The 17,900-nt window shown below is 59.3% G+C and carries 18 protein-coding genes; 14 read left to right on the top strand and 4 right to left on the bottom strand.

Annotated elements, in window-relative coordinates:
- Positions 1-48 precede the first annotated feature (48 nt).
- Positions 49-1,773 carry an ABC transporter ATP-binding protein/permease gene (locus LUU92_RS04390; RefSeq protein WP_257103215.1) on the top strand — a complete coding sequence of 575 codons (1,725 nt, stop codon included), beginning with the start codon at positions 49-51 and terminating at the stop codon, positions 1,771-1,773.
- A 478-nt stretch (positions 1,774-2,251) separates the two neighbouring features.
- Here LUU92_RS04390 and LUU92_RS04395 read toward each other — a convergent pair whose 3' ends face one another.
- Positions 2,252-2,689 carry a Z-ring associated ZapG family protein gene (locus LUU92_RS04395; RefSeq protein ID WP_003171734.1) on the bottom strand — a complete coding sequence of 146 codons (438 nt, stop codon included), beginning with the start codon at positions 2,687-2,689 and terminating at the stop codon, positions 2,252-2,254.
- 147 nt (positions 2,690-2,836) lie between these two features.
- Between LUU92_RS04395 and LUU92_RS04400 the strand changes: the two genes are divergently transcribed.
- From LUU92_RS04400 to zapE, 3 genes are all read left to right on the top strand, one after another.
- On the top strand, positions 2,837-3,466 hold the full coding sequence (locus LUU92_RS04400; RefSeq protein ID WP_071491117.1) for an alpha/beta hydrolase: 630 nt from the start codon (positions 2,837-2,839) through the stop codon (positions 3,464-3,466).
- Between the two features lie 24 nt (positions 3,467-3,490).
- On the top strand, positions 3,491-4,846 hold the full coding sequence (locus tag LUU92_RS04405; protein WP_071491118.1) for a tryptophan--tRNA ligase: 1,356 nt from the start codon (positions 3,491-3,493) through the stop codon (positions 4,844-4,846).
- A 79-nt stretch (positions 4,847-4,925) separates the two neighbouring features.
- Entirely contained in the window at positions 4,926-6,020 is a 1,095-nt protein-coding gene (gene zapE, locus LUU92_RS04410; protein WP_071491119.1) for a cell division protein ZapE, read from the top strand.
- A gap of 68 nt (positions 6,021-6,088) precedes the next feature.
- Here the strand turns inward: zapE and LUU92_RS04415 are convergent, their stop codons facing one another.
- Positions 6,089-7,009, bottom strand: coding sequence for a GlxA family transcriptional regulator (locus LUU92_RS04415; RefSeq protein WP_170856032.1), 921 nt, complete (start codon positions 7,007-7,009; stop codon positions 6,089-6,091).
- 220 nt (positions 7,010-7,229) lie between these two features.
- Here LUU92_RS04415 and LUU92_RS04420 point away from each other — a divergent pair, with 220 nt between their 5' ends.
- The gene (locus LUU92_RS04420) at positions 7,230-8,366 is read left to right on the top strand and encodes an acyl-CoA dehydrogenase family protein (RefSeq protein ID WP_071491121.1); all 1,137 of its coding nucleotides are present in this window, start codon (positions 7,230-7,232) and stop codon (positions 8,364-8,366) included.
- A gap of 113 nt (positions 8,367-8,479) precedes the next feature.
- Here LUU92_RS04420 and LUU92_RS04425 read toward each other — a convergent pair whose 3' ends face one another.
- Positions 8,480-9,520: an NADP(H)-dependent aldo-keto reductase gene (locus LUU92_RS04425; RefSeq protein ID WP_071491122.1), complete on the bottom strand. Its 1,041-nt coding sequence runs from the start codon at positions 9,518-9,520 to the stop codon at positions 8,480-8,482.
- Positions 9,521-9,768: 248 nt separating this feature from the next.
- Between LUU92_RS04425 and rplM the strand changes: the two genes are divergently transcribed.
- The 8 genes from rplM (at position 9,769) to LUU92_RS04465 (ending at position 15,566) form a co-directional block, all read left to right on the top strand.
- Positions 9,769-10,197: a 50S ribosomal protein L13 gene (gene rplM, locus LUU92_RS04430; RefSeq protein ID WP_003188508.1), complete on the top strand. Its 429-nt coding sequence runs from the start codon at positions 9,769-9,771 to the stop codon at positions 10,195-10,197.
- Between the two features lie 14 nt (positions 10,198-10,211).
- Positions 10,212-10,604, top strand: coding sequence for a 30S ribosomal protein S9 (gene rpsI, locus LUU92_RS04435; protein ID WP_002555064.1), 393 nt, complete (start codon positions 10,212-10,214; stop codon positions 10,602-10,604).
- A gap of 266 nt (positions 10,605-10,870) precedes the next feature.
- Positions 10,871-11,464: a ubiquinol-cytochrome c reductase iron-sulfur subunit gene (gene petA / locus LUU92_RS04440; RefSeq protein WP_016976232.1), complete on the top strand. Its 594-nt coding sequence runs from the start codon at positions 10,871-10,873 to the stop codon at positions 11,462-11,464.
- Entirely contained in the window at positions 11,464-12,675 is a 1,212-nt protein-coding gene (locus tag LUU92_RS04445) for a cytochrome b (RefSeq protein ID WP_003171746.1), read from the top strand. The genes petA and LUU92_RS04445 overlap by 1 nt, the downstream gene beginning before the upstream one ends.
- Positions 12,675-13,454, top strand: a complete 780-nt coding sequence (locus LUU92_RS04450; RefSeq protein ID WP_071491123.1) for a cytochrome c1 — start codon at positions 12,675-12,677, stop codon at positions 13,452-13,454. Before LUU92_RS04445 ends, LUU92_RS04450 begins: the two co-directional genes overlap by 1 nt.
- A 149-nt stretch (positions 13,455-13,603) precedes the next feature.
- A complete protein-coding gene (locus tag LUU92_RS04455; RefSeq protein ID WP_049710008.1) occupies positions 13,604-14,221 on the top strand; it encodes a glutathione S-transferase N-terminal domain-containing protein in 618 nt (205 codons plus the stop codon).
- Positions 14,222-14,238: 17 nt separating this feature from the next.
- Positions 14,239-14,658 carry a ClpXP protease specificity-enhancing factor gene (locus LUU92_RS04460; protein WP_071491124.1) on the top strand — a complete coding sequence of 140 codons (420 nt, stop codon included), beginning with the start codon at positions 14,239-14,241 and terminating at the stop codon, positions 14,656-14,658.
- A 158-nt stretch (positions 14,659-14,816) separates the two neighbouring features.
- A complete protein-coding gene (locus LUU92_RS04465) occupies positions 14,817-15,566 on the top strand; it encodes a FadR/GntR family transcriptional regulator (RefSeq protein ID WP_071491125.1) in 750 nt (249 codons plus the stop codon).
- A gap of 24 nt (positions 15,567-15,590) precedes the next feature.
- On the opposite strand, the gene LUU92_RS04470 is transcribed toward LUU92_RS04465, so the two are convergent.
- On the bottom strand, positions 15,591-16,748 hold the full coding sequence (locus tag LUU92_RS04470) for a phospholipase (RefSeq protein WP_257103216.1): 1,158 nt from the start codon (positions 16,746-16,748) through the stop codon (positions 15,591-15,593).
- 234 nt (positions 16,749-16,982) lie between these two features.
- Between LUU92_RS04470 and kdgD the strand changes: the two genes are divergently transcribed.
- A complete protein-coding gene (gene kdgD / locus LUU92_RS04475; RefSeq protein ID WP_092240718.1) occupies positions 16,983-17,894 on the top strand; it encodes a 5-dehydro-4-deoxyglucarate dehydratase in 912 nt (303 codons plus the stop codon).
- The last annotated feature ends 6 nt before the right edge of the window (positions 17,895-17,900 follow it).

The following is a 17,900-nucleotide window of genomic DNA, read 5'->3' on the forward strand; positions in this document are numbered from 1 at the left end:
CTAAAGCCTATCTTATGATCCATTCACACTACTGCGCCGAGCGAAACAATGAATCAGAACGCTGAGTATTCCGCGGTCAACGACGCGGTGCGTGGGCAATTCCTACGGCGGGTGTGGGGGTTGATTACTCCCTACTGGCGCAGTGAAGAGAAGGGCATCGCCTGGCTGCTGCTGTTGGTGGTGCTGGGGCTTTCGCTGTTCAGCGTCGCCGTATCGGTGTGGTTCAACAGTTGGAACCGCGATTTCTACAACGCGCTGGAGCACAAGGACTACGACGCTTTTACCCACCTGCTGATGTACTTCAGCGTGATTGCGGTGGTGGCGATTGTGACCGGCGTGTTCACGTCCTATCTGCAACAGATGCTCACCATCCGCTGGCGCCGCTGGCTGACGGAACGCTACTTTGCCCAATGGCTGGGCCACAAGAATTACTACCACCTGGAATACGGCGGTTACACCGATAACCCCGACCAGCGTATTTCCGAAGACCTCAATGCATTTACCGCCAGCACCCTGACCCTGGGGCTGGGCTTTATCAGCAACCTGGTGAGCCTGGTGTCGTTCTCGGTGATCCTGTGGGGGGTGTCCGGCAGCATCGAGGTGTGGGGCATCACGATTCCCGGCTATATGTTCTGGGCCGCGCTGGTGTATGCGGTGATCGGCAGTTGGCTGACGCATGTGATTGGTCGAAAACTGATCGGCTTGAGCAACCGTCAACAACGCTTTGAGGCGGACCTGCGTTTCAGTCTGGTGCGGGTGCGGGAGAACGCGGAAAGCATCGCGCTGTTCAACGGTGAGCCTAACGAACACCATCAATTGAGCGCGCGTTTCGGACGGGTATGGAGCAACTTCTGGAGCATCATGCAGCTCAAGAAGCGTCTGAGTTTCTTTACCAGCGGTTACTCGCAGATCGCGATCATCTTTCCTTTTGTGGTGGCGGCGCCGCGTTACTTCGCCGGCAAGATCGAACTGGGCGTGCTGATGCAGGTGGCCCAGGCGTTCGGCAGCGTGCAGGGCAGCCTCAGTTGGTTTGTCGACGCCTATACGTTGCTGGCCAGTTGGCGCGCCACCTGTGATCGTCTGCTGAGTTTCGGCCAGGCCATGCAAGACAACGAAACCCGCACCATGGGCATTGGCTTGCAGCATCAGGGCGCAGGTTTGCAGGTCAAGGACCTGAACCTGGACCTGGCCGACGGCCGTCACCTGCTGCAAGGCGCCGACCTGACCGTTGCCGAGGGCGAGCGCCTGATGCTCAGCGGTCGCTCCGGCAGCGGCAAGTCGACGTTGCTGCGGGCCATGGGCAACCTGTGGCCCAACGGTCACGGCAATATTCGCCTGCCGGCCGAGCGCTATCTGTTCCTGCCGCAGAAACCCTACTTGCCGATTGGCACGTTGAAGGCGGTGTTGAGTTATCCACAGGACGACAGCGTCTACCCGGCAGAACGTTATGCACAGGTCCTGGAAACCTGTCGCCTGCCCCATCTGATCGACCGACTGGAGGAAGCCAACCACTGGCAGCGCATGCTTTCGCCGGGCGAACAGCAACGCCTGGCCTTTGCCCGCGCGTTGCTGTTCGCGCCGCAATGGCTGTACATGGACGAAGCGACGTCGGCCATGGACGAAGAGGATGAGGCGACCTTGTATCAGGCGTTGATCGATGAGTTGCCGGGGCTGAGCATCGTCAGCGTCGGCCATCGCAGCAGCCTCAAGCGCTTCCATGGACGGCATGTGCGTATCGAGGGGGGGCAGTTGCAGGAACAAGTCCCAGTATGATGTGAGGCCGGGTCAGAAAAGGAACCGTTTTGGGGAGGACACTCACTCAAGGGGTGAGGGGATCCCCTATTTTTCCTACTGATCCAGAGGTTTTTTATGAATTCGGTGAATGCTTTTTCAACCACCCAGCCTTCCTATTACGCGGCTACCGCCCAGAGTGCCACACCTTCAGCCGCTCCCCAGCCTGAGCCTACCCGTGCAATGGCCACCGAAGAGAAAAACAGCGGGTGCATGAGCGGTTGCACCGGGCCGGTTGCGGCCAGTGTCGTGAATTCACTGGCTCGACTGGCAACGTCGGTGATTCATCTGATGAACAAGCAGGACGGTTGCAATCACAGGTCCAGCCACGAGTCGTTGACCAGGCTATGATTTAAGCCCCGTTTTTAGCGGCCGGCAGCGATTCCAGTCGAGCAGGTACACCCCAAAAAAAGCCCGGCTGATCATTGATCAGCCGGGCTTTTTTATACTTGAAGACGACTTACTTCTTCAAACCGTAATGCTCATCCAGCATGCCAGGGGCGTTCGGCGTTTTTGGCGCGTAGTCCCGTGGCGGCTCCTGGTTTTCCCGCGGTGGGGTCAGGCGCTCCCGTGGGGTTTGCGGTGCATCGGAATGCAACGCGGCCAGCAGGCGCTGGCGGGTGATGTCGTCGAGGGCGAGGCGGTTGGCGCCATCGGCGAGATGATCCTGTACTTCCTGGTAGCTCTGGGTGAGCTTCTTGACCAGGGTCGCGGTGCTGTTGAAGTGGGTAACAACCTCGTTCTGATAACTGTCAAAACGTTCCTGGATATCATCCAGCTGACGCTGCGTGCGGTTAGGCGCGGCATTCGGCAGCAAGCGAGCAACCAGGAAACCAATGGCGACACCGGCAACCAGGGCAAGAGTCGGCAACAACCAAACTAAGAGCGAGTGTTCCACGAGTCCTTCCTCTATAAACGGCTTTGCTTTACGTTAACGGCTCAAACCTGCGCTGTATACCGCGATTAAGCTCGCAATCATGCCAAGCACAGACTTTTAGCTAGACGAGTCGACCCTTTGAGAGGTCACGGAGTTCATTCCTTGCTCATGCGTGAAACCCCCGTTTTGATCGATGGCCCGGTAGGCCAATTGGAAGCCCTGTACCTGGATCACCCCGAGCCACGTGGCCTGGCGCTGATCTGTCACCCTAACCCGGTGCAGGGCGGGACCATGCTCAATAAAGTTGTATCGACCTTGCAACGCACCGCCCGCGATGCCGGTTTGATCACCTTGCGTTTCAATTACCGTGGCGTCGGCGCGAGTGCCGGCACCCACGACATGAGCACCGGTGAAGTGGACGATGCTGAAGCGGCTGCTACCTGGTTGCGGGAAAAACACCCCGACCTGCCGATCACCTTGCTCGGGTTTTCCTTCGGAGGCTACGTGGCCGCGAGCCTGGGTGGCCGCCTGGAGGCCAAGGGCGAAAAACTCTCGCACCTGTTCATGGTTGCCGCCGCGGTGATGCGCCTGCGTGACAGCGACCAACTGCCCCAGGCCTGCCCACTGACCCTTATCCAGCCGGAAACCGACGAAGTGGTCGACCCGCAGATCGTCTACGACTGGTCCGCCGCCTTGAATCGCCCCCATGAGCTGCTGAAAGTGGCAGAATGCGGACACTTTTTTCACGGCAAGCTCACCGATCTGAAGGATCTGGTGCTGCCGCGCCTCTCGAATTGATAGCAGTCTGATAAGCGATTACCCATGACGACTCGTACCCGTATCCTCACCGGCATCACCACCACCGGCACGCCGCACCTGGGCAACTATGCCGGTGCGATTCGCCCGGCGATCCTCGCCAGCCAGGACGCCAATGCCGACTCTTTCTACTTCCTGGCCGACTACCACGCCCTGATCAAATGCGATGACCCGCAGCGCATCCAGCGCTCGCGCATGGAAATCGCCGCGACCTGGCTGGCCGGTGGCCTGGATGTGAACCGGGTGACGTTCTATCGCCAGTCGGACATCCCGGAAATCCCCGAGCTGACCTGGCTGCTGACCTGCGTGGCCGCCAAGGGCCTGCTCAACCGCGCCCACGCGTACAAGGCCTCGGTGGACAAGAACGTGGAAGCCGGCGAAGACCCGGATGCGGGCATCAGCATGGGCCTGTACAGCTACCCGGTGCTGATGGCGGCGGACATCCTGATGTTCAACGCACACAAAGTGCCGGTGGGGCGCGACCAGATCCAGCACGTGGAAATGGCCCGTGATATCGGCCAGCGCTTCAACCACCTGTTCGGCAACGGTAAAGAATTCTTCACCATGCCCGAGGCGTTGATCGAAGAAAGCGTCGCCACCTTGCCGGGCCTGGATGGCCGCAAGATGTCGAAAAGCTACGACAACACCATCCCATTGTTCACCAGCGCCAAGGACATGAAGGACGCCATCTCGCGGATCGTCACCGACTCCCGCGCCCCGGGCGAAGCCAAGGACCCGGACAATTCGCACCTGTTCACCCTGTACCAGGCGTTTGCGACCAAGGCGCAGGAAGAAGAATTCCGTGCCGAACTGCTGCAAGGGCTGGGTTGGGGCGAGGCGAAGAACCGCCTGTTCCACCTGCTGGACGGCCAGTTGGGTGAAGCCCGCGAGCGCTACCATCAACTGATGTCGCGCCCTTCTGACATGGAAGACCTGCTGCTGATCGGCGCCAAGAAGGCCCGTGCCGTGGCGGCGCCGTTCCTGGCTGAACTGCGTGAAGCGGTGGGCCTGCGTTCGTTTGTCAACCAGGCTGCGGCACCGGTCGCCGCCAAGAAGAAGGCGGCGAAAGCCGCGCGCTTCGTGAGCTTTCGCGAAGACGATGGTAGCTTCCGCTTCCGTCTGCTGGCCGCAGATGGCGAGCAACTGTTGCTGTCGCGCAACTTTGCCGACGGCAAGGCGGCCGGTGCCGTGACCAAGCAACTGCAAAGCGGCGACGCGCTGGACCTGCGCACCGAGGCACTGGGTTTCAGCGTATGGCTGGACGGTGCCGCCGTGGCCGATAGCGCCGAGTTCGCCGACGAGGCATCGCGTGATGCCGCCATCGCCGCCCTGCGCGTTGCGTTGACCCCCCTCGAGGATTAACCCGACCAAGGGTTGATTGCCATTATCCAGGGCCGTCGTTACAGTGACGGCCCGTTTTTGTTGCCTTGCTAACGAAATTATGACGCCCCTAGAACGATATCAAGCTGATCTGAAACGCCCTGAATTCTTCCATGACGCGGCCCAGGAAACGGCGGTGCGTCATCTGCAGCGCCTGTACGATGACCTGCTCGCGGCCTCGCAAAGCAAGCCAGGGATGTTCAGCAAGCTGTTTGGCAAGAAAGACCACACGCCGGTCAAGGGCCTGTACTTCTGGGGTGGCGTGGGCCGGGGCAAGACCTACCTGGTGGACACCTTTTTCGAAGCGCTGCCGTTCAAGGAAAAGGTCCGGACGCACTTTCACCGCTTCATGAAGCGCGTGCACGAAGAGATGAAGACCCTGCCGGGCGAGAAAAACCCGCTGACCATCATCGCCAAGCGTTTCTCCGAAGAAGCGCGGGTGATCTGCTTCGATGAGTTCTTCGTCTCCGACATCACCGACGCCATGATCCTCGGCACCCTGATGGAAGAGCTGTTCAAGAACGGCGTGACCCTGGTCGCCACCTCGAACATCGTGCCCGACGGCTTGTACAAGGACGGCCTGCAACGCGCACGCTTCCTGCCGGCCATTGCGCTGATCAAGCAGCATACCGAGATCGTCAACGTCGACAGCGGCGTCGACTACCGTCTGCGTCACCTGGAACAAGCGGAGCTGTTCCACTTCCCGCTCAATGAGGCGGCCCACGAAAGCCTGAAAAAGAGCTTCCGCGCCCTCACGCCGGAATGCACCCAGGCGGTGGAAAACGACAAGCTGGTGATCGAGAACCGCGAAATCATCGCGCTGCGCACCTGCGACGACGTGGCCTGGTTCGAGTTCCGCCAACTGTGCGACGGCCCGCGCAGCCAGAACGACTACATCGAGCTGGGCAAGATCTTCCACGCGGTGATCCTCAGCGGCGTGGAACAGATGAGCGTCACCACCGACGACATCGCGCGACGTTTCATCAACATGGTCGACGAATTCTACGACCGTAACGTCAAGCTGATCATCTCGGCGGAAGTCGAGCTCAAGGACCTGTATACCGGCGGGCGCCTGAACTTCGAGTTCCAGCGCACGTTGAGCCGCTTGCTGGAAATGCAGTCCCACGAGTTCCTCTCGCGCGGACACAAACCCTAAGATCGATGTAGATCAAACTGTGGGAGGGGGCAAGCCCCTTCCCACATTTGCCTTGTGTACGCTCTGACTCAGGCAGCCTGCTGGAATTGCTGGCGATACTGGTTCGGTGATAATTCAGTGTGCTGCCTGAACAACCGCGCAAAGAAACTCGCATCGTCGTAACCCACCTCATAACTGATGGTCTTGATGCTCTTGCGGCTGCCCGAGAGCAGGCCCTTGGCCGTCTCGATCCGCAGGCGTTGCAGGTAATGCAGCGGCTTGTCGCCGGTGGCGGTCTGGAAGCGGCGCATGAAGTTGCGGATGCTCATGCCGTGTTCCCGGGCGACGTCTTCGAAGCGGAACTTGTCGGCGAAATGCTCTTCGAGCCAGTGCTGGATCTGCAGGATGATCACGTCCTGGTGCAGCTTCTGACCGCCAAACCCGATACGTCCTGGCGAATAGCTGCGCTGCACTTCGTAGAGGATATCGCGGGCCACGGCCTGGGCGATGTTGGCGCCACAGAAGCGTTCGATCAGGTAGATGTAGAGGTCGCATGCCGAGGTGGTGCCGCCGGCGCAATACAGGTTGTCGGCGTCAGTGAGGTGCTTGTCCTGGTTGAGCTGGACCTTGGGGAAACGTTCGCCGAACGCATTGAAGAAACGCCAGTAGGTGGTCGCTTCCTTGCCATCGAGCAGGCCGGCTTCGGCCAGCCAGAATACCCCGGTGGCTTCGCCGCACAACACAGCACCGCGTGCATGCTGTTCGCGCAGCCACGGCAGCACTTGCGGGTAGCGGGCGCACAAGGTGTCGAAGTCATCCCAGAAGGCCGGCAGCACGATGATGTCGGCGTCTTCGAGGCCGCCGTCCACCGGCATGATCACATCACTGAAACTGCACACCGATTGCCCATCGGGGCTGACCAGGCGTGTTTCAAACCCTGGCGTCAGGCCCAGGCCTTGTTGCTTGCCGTAACGCAGGCTGGCGAGGTGGAAGAAATCCTTGGCTTGCATGAGGGTGGAAGCGAATACCCGATCAATGGCCAAAATGCTGACGCGCCGCAAGGGCGTGGAGATTTGGTTAGACATAATTTCATTTATTCTTATAGGGGAAAGTGGTCACCAGACGGCTGGATCGTCTTATTTTTTGTCGCATGTGTCCAGTGTCCCGTGCTGCCTTCGCGGCATAGTCTCTGTGGGCTCGCTCTTGTCCGACAATCCATGCAGGTGACCCATGATTCCCAGAACCTTGTTCAGCCCGGAACACGAACTCTTCCGCGAGAGCGTGCGCACCTTCCTCGAAAAGGACGCCGCGCCGTTCCATGGGCAATGGGAGAAACAGGGCTACATCGACCGCAATTTGTGGAGCAAGGCGGGGGAGGCGGGCATGCTCTGCTCTCACCTGCCGGAAGAATATGGCGGGCTGGGCGCGGACTTTTTATACAGTGCGGTGGTGATCGAAGAGATCAGCCGGCTGGGCCTGACCGGCATCGGCTTTTCCCTGCATTCGGACATTGTGGCGCCTTATATCCTGCATTACGGCAGTGAAGCGCTGAAACACAAATACCTGCCCAAGTTGATCTCCGGCGAGCTGGTCACGGCGATTGCCATGACCGAGCCGGGCGCCGGTTCCGACTTGCAAGGCGTGAAGACCACGGCGGTGCTGGACGGCGATGAGTACGTGATCAACGGCTCCAAGACCTTCATTACCAACGGCTACCTGGCCGAGTTGGTCATCGTGGTCGCCAAGACCGATCCCAAGGCCGGCGCCAAGGGCACCAGCCTGTTCCTGGTGGAGGCCGACACGCCGGGCTTCGACAAGGGCAAGCGCCTGGAGAAGGTGGGCATGAAGGCCCAGGACACCTCGGAGCTGTTCTTCCAGGATGTGCGGGTGCCCAAGGAAAACCTGCTCGGCCAGGCCGGCATGGGCTTCGCCTATCTGATGCAGGAGCTGCCTCAGGAACGGTTGACCGTGGCGATTGGCGCTTTGTCGTCAGCCGAGGCGGCGTTGGAGTGGACCCTGGCGTACACCCGTGAACGCCAGGCGTTCGGTAAGGCGATTGCCGATTTCCAGAACACCCGCTTCAAGCTGGCGGAGATGGCGACCGAGATTCAGATTGGCCGTGTGTTTGTCGACAAGTGCATGGCGTTGCACCTGGAAGGCAAGCTGGATGTGCCCACGGCGGCGATGGCCAAGTACTGGGCTACCGACCTGCAATGCAAGGTGCTCGATGAGTGCGTGCAGTTGCACGGAGGCTACGGCTTCATGTGGGAATACCCAATTGCCCGGGCCTGGGCGGATGCGCGGGTGCAGCGGATTTATGCGGGGACCAATGAGATCATGAAGGAGATCATTGCGCGGGCGCTTTGATTGGGCGGTTCTGCTGATGGCCAAATCGGGGGCAAGCCCCCTCCCACACTTGAATGTATTCACAGATCAAAATGTGGGAGGGGGCTTGCCCCCGATAGCGGTCTTAAGATCAATCAAGGCGCTGGGTTCGGGTGATCCTTCTGAATCGCCTCAATCCCTTCCAATACCTCTTTCGACAGTTTCAGATCCGCACTGGCAATGTTGCTGTCCAGTTGCCCCAGGCTTGTCGCGCCAATGATGTTGCTGGTCACGAACGGTTGCTGCGTCACAAACGCCAGCGCCATCTGCGCCGGGTCCAGCCCATGCTCCCGCGCCAGTGCAACGTAGCGGCTGCATGCCGCTTCCGACTGCGGGTTGAAGTAACGGCTGAAGCGGCTGTATTCCGTCAGTCGCGCTTTCGCTGGGCGGGCGCCATTCTCATATTTGCCGCTGAGCATGCCGAACGCCAGGGGCGAATACGCCAGCAGGCCGCATTGCTCGCGAATCGCGACTTCCGCCAGGCCCACTTCAAAGCTGCGGTTGAGCAGGTTGTAGGGGTTCTGGATCGACACCGCACGCGGCCAGCCACGGGCTTCGGCCAGGGCGAGGAACTTCATGGTGCCCCACGGCGTTTCGTTGGACAGGCCGATGTGGCGGATCTTGCCGGCCTTCACCTGCTCATCCAGCGCTTCGAGGGTTTCTTCCAGCGGGGTGAGGTTGTCTTCGTCCTTGTGCTTGTAGCTCAGTTGGCCGAAGAAGTTGGTACTGCGTTCCGGCCAGTGCAGTTGGTAGAGGTCGATCCAGTCGGTCTGCAGGCGCTTGAGGCTGGCGTCCAGGGCTTCGACGATGTGCTTGCGGTTGTGGCGCAGGTGACCGTCGCGGATGTAATCGATGGTGTTGCCGGGGCCAGCGATCTTGCTGGCGAGGATCCAGTCGGCACGGTCGCCACGGCTCTTGAAGTAATTACCGATGTAGCGTTCGGTGGTGGCATAGGTGTCGGCCTTGGGCGGCACCGGGTACATTTCAGCGGTGTCGAGGAAGTTGATCCCCGCGCCCTTGGCCCGCTCGATCTGCGCGAAGGCCTCTGCCTCGCTGTTCTGCTCGCCCCAGGTCATGGTGCCCAGGGCTATCGCGCTCACGTTCAGATCCGTACGGCCCAGCTGTCGATAATCCATCGGGTACTCCTTCAGGGAAAACAATCATAAAAGCAGGTTGAATTTTTTTTCGCAATCTGCATAATTGCCCACCTCTTTCTGCAGTGGAAGTGATGCGCCGCCTGCCGAAGAATCTTGCCGTTGAACGGACGCGCCGACCCGAGCCCCCGATAGCGTCTGTATCCGGCTGCCTTTGACTTGTCAAAGTACGCACTATTCAGTAAGATCCGCCGTCTAATTTACAGGGCGGCCCCTGAGGCTATTAAAGAATGACAACTTTTACTGCAAAACCGGAAACAGTTCAGCGCGACTGGTTTGTCGTCGACGCCGCTGGTCAGACCCTGGGTCGTCTGGCCACTGAAGTCGCCAGCCGTCTGCGTGGCAAGCACAAGCCTGAGTACACCCCTCACGTTGACACCGGTGACTACATCGTGATCATCAACGCTGAGCAGGTTCGTGTAACCGGCAACAAAGCAAGCGACAAAATGTACTACCGTCACTCCGGTTTCCCAGGCGGTATCAAGTCTTCCAACTTCGAAGGCCTGATTGCCAAGAAGCCTGAAGCCCCGATCGAAATCGCGGTCAAAGGCATGCTGCCTAAGGGCCCACTGGGTCGCGATATGTTTCGCAAGCTGAAAGTCTATGCGGGCGCTGTACACCCTCATGCTGCTCAGCAGCCCCAAGAACTGAAGTTTTAACGGAATAGTTCATTATGTCGGCGACTCAAAATTACGGCACTGGCCGTCGCAAAACCGCAACCGCTCGCGTTTTCCTGCGTCCGGGTACTGGTAACATCTCGATCAACAACCGCTCCCTGGACAACTTCTTCGGCCGCGAAACTGCCCGCATGGTAGTTCGTCAGCCGCTGGAACTGACCGAGACCGTTGAAAAGTTCGACATCTACGTCACCGTTATCGGTGGCGGTGTAAGTGGTCAAGCTGGCGCAATCCGCCACGGTATCACTCGCGCTCTGATGCAGTACGACGAAACCCTGCGTGGCGCTCTGCGCAAAGCTGGCTTCGTGACTCGCGATGCTCGTGAAGTTGAACGTAAGAAAGTCGGTCTGCGTAAAGCGCGTAAGCGTCCGCAGTACTCGAAGCGTTAATTCGCTTTACGTTCCACAAAAACGCCCAGCCTCCTCACGGAGCTGGGCGTTTTTTATTGCCTGCGATTTATGCAGAAAAATCGCCGTGACAACTTGCCACATCCGTAGACCCCCTATACTACAAGGCCTGGAGGCTGAGCCCCGGGCAATTCCCTTGTCAGACGTGGGGCTTTTCATTACCATTCGGCAAAATTTTTATAAGTAAAGATTCAACACTTAGTAGACGCCTGATTTAACAGGCCAAAAAGCTGATGGGAGAGGACTGAATGAGCAATGACGGCGTGAATGCAGGCCGGCGTCGCTTCTTGGTAGCAGCCACATCCGTGGTGGGTGCTGCAGGAGCGGTGGGGGCTGCGGTCCCGTTCGTGGGGTCATGGTTTCCCAGTGCCAAGGCGAAAGCCGCAGGTGCACCGGTGAAGGTGAATATCAGCAAGATCGAGCCAGGCCAGCAGATGATTGCTGAGTGGCGCGGCCAGCCGGTGTTCATTGTTCGTCGTACCGAGGAAATCCTGGGGAATCTCAAGAAGATCGAAGGCCAGTTGTCTGACCCCAAATCCGAGAAGTCCGACCAGCCCGCCTACGCCAAAAACGAAGTGCGTTCGATCAAGCCAGAGATCCTGCTGCTGGTCGGTCTGTGTACCCACCTGGGGTGTTCGCCAACCTTCCGCCCGGAAGTGGCCCCTGTCGACCTGGGCAAGGATTGGGTCGGCGGTTATTTCTGCCCCTGCCACGGCTCACACTACGACCTCGCTGGCCGCGTCTACAAATCCCAGCCTGCTCCCCTGAACCTGCCGGTTCCTCCGCACACCTACGAAACTGACGACCTCATTGTCATTGGCCTCGATAAGGAGAACGCGTGATGAGCAAGTTCATGGATTGGGTGGATGCGCGCTTCCCCGCCACTAAAATGTGGGAAGACCATCTCAGCAAATATTACGCGCCGAAAAACTTCAACTTCTTCTATTTCTTCGGCTCCCTGGCCCTGCTGGTGCTGGTCAACCAGATCGTCACCGGTGTGTGGCTGACAATGAGCTACACGCCGTCGGCGGAAGAGGCGTTCGCCTCCGTCGAGTACATCATGCGTGACGTCGAGTACGGCTCGATCCTGCGTCTGCTGCACTCCACCGGCGCCTCGGCATTCTTCATCGTCGTCTACCTGCACATGTTCCGTGGCCTGCTCTACGGCTCGTACCAGAAGCCGCGTGAGCTGGTGTGGGTGTTCGGCATGCTGATCTACCTGGCGTTGATGGCCGAAGCCTTCATGGGTTACCTGCTGCCGTGGGGCCAGATGTCGTACTGGGGCGCCCAGGTGATCATCTCGCTGTTCGGTGCGATCCCGGTGATCGGCAACGACCTGACCCAGTGGATCCGGGGTGACTACCTGATCTCCGGCATCACCCTGAACCGCTTCTTCGCCCTGCACGTTGTGGCCCTGCCGATCGTGATCCTGGGCCTGGTGGTGCTGCACATCCTGGCGTTGCACGAGGTCGGCTCCAACAACCCGGATGGCGTGGACATCAAGAAGCACAAGGACGAAAACGGCATCCCGCTGGATGGCATTCCGTTCCACCCTTACTACACCGTGAAAGACATTGTCGGTGTGGTGGTGTTCCTGTTCGTGTTCTGCTCGATCGTGTTCTTTTTCCCGGAGATGGGCGGTTATTTCCTGGAGAAGCCTAACTTCGAACAGGCCAACGCCTTCAAGACGCCCGAGCACATTGCTCCGGTCTGGTACTTCACGCCGTTCTACGCGATCTTGCGCGCGATCCCCGACAAACTCATGGGCGTGATCGCCATGGGCGCGGCCATCGCGGTGCTGTTCGTGTTGCCTTGGCTCGACCGTAGCCCGGTCAAGTCCATGCGCTACAAGGGCTGGCTGAGCAAGATCTGGCTGTGGGTGTTCTGCATTGCCTTCGTCATCCTGGGCGTCCTCGGTGTATTGGCGCCAACCCCAGAGCGTACGTTGCTGTCGCAGGTCTGCACCTTCCTGTACTTCGCCTACTTCATTCTGATGCCGTTCTACACCCGGCTCGAGAAGACCAAACCGGTTCCGGAAAGGGTGACTGGCTGATGAAAAAGTTATTCGTTGCTTTGATGCTTGCGGCGCTGCCGCTCCTGTCCTTCGCCGCCGAGCACGGTGGCCCGGCGCTGGAAAAAGTCGATATCGACGTGTCTGACAAGGCCGCCATGCAAGACGGCGCGCGTACGTTCGCCAACTACTGCATGGGCTGCCACAGCGCCAAGTTCCAGCGTTACGAGCGGGTGGCCGATGACCTCGGTATCCCCCATGAAATGATGCTGGAGAAACTGGTGTTCACTGGTGCCAAGATCGGCGACCACATGACCATCGGCATGAAGCCCGCCGACGCCAAGACCTGGTTCGGCGCGGCACCGCCCGACCTGACCCTGGTGGCACGTGTACGCGGCACCGACTGGCTCTACGGCTACCTGAAATCCTTCTACGAAGACCCGGCGCGCCCTTATGGCGTGAACAACCGTGTGTTCCCGAACGTCGGCATGCCTAACGTTCTGGTCGGCCTGCAAGGCAAGCAAGTGGTAGGATGCAAGCAGATTCAGGTCGTTGAAGACGGCAAGAAGCAATACGATCCGTTGACCGGCACACCTTTGACCCATGAAGCGTGCGATCAACTGAAGATAGAAACCCCAGGTTCGTTGACAGACGAGCAGTTCGACGAGAAGGTCAAGAACCTTGTGACCTTCCTGGCCTACTCGGCCAACCCGGTCAAACTGCAGCATCAGCGCATCGGTACCTATGTGTTGCTGTACCTGGCGTTCTTCTTCGTATTCGCCTATCTGCTCAAACGCGAATACTGGAAGGATGTGCATTGATCCAACCGTAAGCAATTGCTGTTAATCTTGCGCGCCCAGCGGCATCTCTGAATACGTAGCGGTCTGGTTGTTCCAGGCGTTACAGAGATGCTCTCTGGGCGCGCTCGTTTTTGAGCTTTCGATAATTTCAACAAGCGAGGAGGACCGCCATGGGCGTGACCAACCGGTTGGCCTGTTACTCCGACCCCGCCGACCACTATTCCCACCGAGTACGCATCGTGCTCGCAGAGAAGGGTGTCAGCGCCGAGATCATCAGTGTGGAAGCAGGTCGTCATCCACCCAAACTGATCGAAGTGAACCCCTACGGCAGCTTGCCCACCCTGGTCGATCGTGACCTGGCGTTGTGGGAGTCGACCGTCGTGATGGAATACCTGGATGAGCGTTACCCGCATCCACCCTTGCTGCCGGTGTACCCGGTGGCGCGTGCCAACAGCCGCCTGCTGATCCACCGGATCCAGCGTGACTGGTGCGGGCTGGTGGATCTGATCCTGGATACCCGCAGTAAAGAGGCGGCACGTGTACAGGCGCGTAAGGAGTTGCGCGAAAGCCTGACCGGCGTTTCGCCGCTGTTCGCCGATAAGCCTTTTTTCCTCAGTGAGGAACAAAGTTTGGTGGATTGCTGCCTATTACCGATACTCTGGCGTTTGCCGATTCTTGGTATTGAACTGCCGCGGCCAGCCAAGCCGCTGCTTGATTACATGGAGCGCCAGTTTGCGCGTGAGGCTTTCCAGGCGAGTCTGTCTGGTGTCGAACGCGATATGCGCTAAGGCTTAAGGAGCCGCTGATGAACTCCAGTCGACCCTACCTGGTCCGTGCGCTCTATGAGTGGATTGTGGACAACGATTGCACCCCGCACATGCTGGTCAATTCCGAATTTCCTGCGGTTCAGGTACCGCAGGGTTTTGCCAGCGACGGGCAGATTGTGCTGAACGTATCACCCAGTGCCGTGCGCCACCTGCACATGGACAACGAAGCGGTCAGCTTCGAAGGGCGTTTCGGCGGCGTGCCGCATACGCTGTACGTGCCGATTGGCGCCATCCTCGGCATCTATGCCCGGGAGAATGGCCAAGGCATGGTGTTCGATCTGGAGTCGCCTTTCGAGGACGACGAATCGATCGAAAGCGAACAGGGCGATGATCAACCGCCACCGGATTCCGAGCCACCGCGTCCCAGCGGCCGGCCGAGCCTGAAAGTGGTGAAATAAACGGCGTTCCCCTCGGGGTTTGCCGAAAAAATGCCTCGACTTGTGTCGGGGCATTTTTTTGCGTGAAGGATGTGGATGAAAGTCGCGCCCGGACGGTGATCGTACAACCACCATGGGCTATGATGCGTGCTCACGTTCACCGAGAAAGATGATTCATCATGGAAAACGCCCACACCGCCCCTCGTCTTCCCCGCAAGCGCCGCAGCCTTGCCCAGGAATTGGTCACGGTGTTGTCCGAGCAGATCCGCGATGGCCAGCTCAAGCGGGGCGACAAGTTGCCCACCGAGTCGGCGATCATGGAGGCCCATGGGGTCAGCCGCACGGTGGTGCGGGAGGCTATCTCACGTCTGCAGGCGGCGGGACAGGTGGAAACCCGTCATGGTATCGGCACCTTTGTGCTGGACACGCCGAGCCCGAGCGGCTTTCGCATCGACCCGGCCACTGTGGTGACATTGCGTGATGTGCTGGCGATTCTTGAGCTGCGTATCAGCCTGGAAGTGGAGTCCGCCGGTCTTGCAGCTCTACGTCGCAGCGACGAACAACTGGCCGCCATGCGCGCTGCGCTCGATGCCCTGAATGAAAGCGCGGCCCACGCAGGCGACGCGGTGGCCTCCGACTTTGCCTTCCACCTGGAAATTGCCCTGTCCACCGGCAACCGCTACTTCACCGACATCATGACCCACCTCGGTACCAGCATCATTCCGCGCACCCGCCTGAATTCAGCGCGCCTGGCCCATGATGACCAGCAGCACTACATGAGCCGTTTGAGCCGCGAACACGAAGAGATCTATGAGGCGATTGCCCGCCAGGATTCGGATGCGGCGCGGGCGGCGATGCGATTGCATTTGACCAACAGCCGTGAGCGGCTGCGCCATGCCCATGAAGAGGCGGAGGCGCAGCGCATCTAGAAGTGCTGCCTGTAGGCGCGGTTGTCAGTTTGTCGGGGTGTTTGGCTTGTAGTCCTTGAGCAGCAGGTAAGTACTCCACCCCCACCAATCATTCGTCCAGCGCTTGTCGTTCAGGTCATTCACATCCTTGCGGCGCAGCACCTTGTCTCCCTCCATCTTGAACAGCGGCGAAAAGTTGTTCGCCGGGTTCTGTGCCGCAGTCAGGTCGGGCACATACAGCGGTGCCTTGAAGTTGGCCGGGGAGGGCGCGGCACTACTGATAAACGTATCGAAGATCTCATCGGCTGAGGCTTGCACCGCACGTTTGACCTGCATCCGGTTGTCCGCATCGATATCATCGAAGTAGCGCTTGTCCCCATACGCATGCCATTGATCGCCCATGGCATTGCGTACGTTGAGCCCGAACTTGCTGTCTTCGTCATGCATGAAACGACTGATCAGCGAGCCCAGTTCACCGGGTGTCACCACCGCTGCCAGTTGTTTGCGCGGTACACGCAAGTGGCCTGCGGAGAACAGATCGGTCAAAAAATGATCGGCAAAACTGTTCATGGCATAGGCCAGTTCCAGCGCCTGGTCGGTACCGGTCTGATGGGCCACGACGGCTTGTTGCAACGCCGCCGTATGCCCTGCCAGGTACGCGGACAGCGCCCATTCGCCGAAGTGATCGGCATTGTCCGCCGCCAACTTCAAATAGCGCCCCAGTGGAATCAGCGCCGACACCGCGCTGCCACCGCCGGTGATGCGGTTCCATTCCTCAGACAACGTATCACCCAAGGCGTCGTAGGCTTCATGGGCTTGCTTGCCATCCTTGATCGCCTGTTTGACCGCGTTGATCTCCTTTTGCATCACCGCGAGGATCTTGTGCGCTTCTTCCCGTGAAGCGGGCAGCACGGCGAGCGTGTTGAAAGCAGCGGTAAAACGTTGCACGCGTTCGGCCGGGGAGGTGCCATCGCTGATGGGTTGGCCGGGGATGCCATAGAAGTCGCCGCCCAAGGCAATGACCTGGCCATAGGTCAACGCCAGCCCGTTGGGCAGGTGCAGCTCGACTTGGCGGGCGGGAATTGCCGGGGCGTCCTTGGCGAAGCGCAGCAGGGTGTCGTCGCCGATGGCGGTGTGTTCACCCCCTTCGAAACGCAGGACAGGTGGTTTCTTTTCGGATACTGCGAGATCAAGACCTGACATGTTAGCTCCTTGCTATGTCGTAGGAATCTTCCGTAATGGCTGTATGCATATACAGTTGTTGCGAGCATAGAGGAAAAACTTCCTACGTCAAGACGGCGCCCTTTAACCCCTCGTTGAATGAAGTCTGATCAATTGCAGTTGACGAATCTTTTTATAGTTGTACGATGACGTACGACATCACCAAAACCAACAACAACCTTTCGATAGAAAGTCTTCGCCCAGGGTGTTCGAATAATGAATCCACAAGAACTGAAGTCCATCCTCTCCCACGGTCTGCTGTCTTTCCCGGTGACCGATTTCAACGCCCAGGGTGACTTCCACCAGGCGGGCTACATCAAGCGCCTGGAATGGCTCGCCCCTTACGGCGCCACTGCCTTGTTCGCTGCCGGCGGCACCGGTGAGTTTTTCTCCCTCGCCGCCAGCGAATATTCCCAGGTGGTGAAAACCGCCGTAGATACCTGCGCCACCAGCGTGCCGATCCTGGCCGGTGTCGGCGGTTCGACCCGCCAGGCCATCGAATACGCCCAGGAAGCCGAACGCCTCGGTGCCAAGGGCCTGCTGCTGCTGCCGCACTACCTCACCGAAGCCAGCCAGGACGGCGTTGCTGCTCACGTTGAAGCGGTGTGCAAGTCGGTCAAGATCGGCGTGGTGGTCTACAACCGCAACGTGTGCCGCCTGACTGCGCCGCTGCTGGAACGCCTGGCCGAGCGCTGCCCGAACCTGATCGGCTACAAGGATGGCCTGGGTGACATCGAGTTGATGGTGTCGATCCGCCGTCGCCTGGGTGACCGTTTCAGCTACCTCGGTGGCCTGCCGACGGCAGAGGTTTACGCCGCTGCCTACAAGGCCCTGGGCGTGCCGGTGTACTCCTCGGCGGTGTTCAACTTCATCCCGAAAACCGCGATGGATTTCTACCACGCGATTGCCAAGGACGATCACGCCACCGTCGCCAGGATCATCGACGACTTCTTCCTGCCGTACCTGGATATCCGTAACCGCAAGGCCGGTTACGCGGTAAGCATCGTCAAGGCAGGTGCAAAAATCGCCGGCTACGACGCAGGCCCGGTGCGCACGCCGCTGACCGACTTGCTGCCGGAAGAGTACGAAGCCCTGGCCGCGCTGATCGACAAGCAAGGCGCGCAATAACCTATC

The organism is Pseudomonas extremorientalis, assembly GCF_024584605.1.
Taxonomy (GTDB): Bacteria; Pseudomonadota; Gammaproteobacteria; order Pseudomonadales; family Pseudomonadaceae; genus Aquipseudomonas; species Aquipseudomonas extremorientalis.

Coding starts and splice junctions, on each gene's coding strand:
- LUU92_RS04390 (WP_257103215.1), top strand. CDS start 49: ATGAATCAGAACGCTGAGTATTCCGCGGTCAACGACGCGGTGCGTGGG.
- LUU92_RS04400 (WP_071491117.1), top strand. CDS start 2,837: ATGCGTGAAACCCCCGTTTTGATCGATGGCCCGGTAGGCCAATTGGAA.
- LUU92_RS04405 (WP_071491118.1), top strand. CDS start 3,491: ATGACGACTCGTACCCGTATCCTCACCGGCATCACCACCACCGGCACG.
- zapE (WP_071491119.1), top strand. CDS start 4,926: ATGACGCCCCTAGAACGATATCAAGCTGATCTGAAACGCCCTGAATTC.
- LUU92_RS04415 (WP_170856032.1), bottom strand. CDS start 7,009: ATGCAAGCCAAGGATTTCTTCCACCTCGCCAGCCTGCGTTACGGCAAG.
- LUU92_RS04420 (WP_071491121.1), top strand. CDS start 7,230: ATGATTCCCAGAACCTTGTTCAGCCCGGAACACGAACTCTTCCGCGAG.
- LUU92_RS04425 (WP_071491122.1), bottom strand. CDS start 9,520: ATGGATTATCGACAGCTGGGCCGTACGGATCTGAACGTGAGCGCGATA.
- rplM (WP_003188508.1), top strand. CDS start 9,769: ATGACAACTTTTACTGCAAAACCGGAAACAGTTCAGCGCGACTGGTTT.
- rpsI (WP_002555064.1), top strand. CDS start 10,212: ATGTCGGCGACTCAAAATTACGGCACTGGCCGTCGCAAAACCGCAACC.
- petA (WP_016976232.1), top strand. CDS start 10,871: ATGAGCAATGACGGCGTGAATGCAGGCCGGCGTCGCTTCTTGGTAGCA.
- LUU92_RS04445 (WP_003171746.1), top strand. CDS start 11,464: ATGAGCAAGTTCATGGATTGGGTGGATGCGCGCTTCCCCGCCACTAAA.
- LUU92_RS04450 (WP_071491123.1), top strand. CDS start 12,675: ATGAAAAAGTTATTCGTTGCTTTGATGCTTGCGGCGCTGCCGCTCCTG.
- LUU92_RS04455 (WP_049710008.1), top strand. CDS start 13,604: ATGGGCGTGACCAACCGGTTGGCCTGTTACTCCGACCCCGCCGACCAC.
- LUU92_RS04460 (WP_071491124.1), top strand. CDS start 14,239: ATGAACTCCAGTCGACCCTACCTGGTCCGTGCGCTCTATGAGTGGATT.
- LUU92_RS04465 (WP_071491125.1), top strand. CDS start 14,817: ATGGAAAACGCCCACACCGCCCCTCGTCTTCCCCGCAAGCGCCGCAGC.
- LUU92_RS04470 (WP_257103216.1), bottom strand. CDS start 16,748: ATGTCAGGTCTTGATCTCGCAGTATCCGAAAAGAAACCACCTGTCCTG.
- kdgD (WP_092240718.1), top strand. CDS start 16,983: ATGAATCCACAAGAACTGAAGTCCATCCTCTCCCACGGTCTGCTGTCT.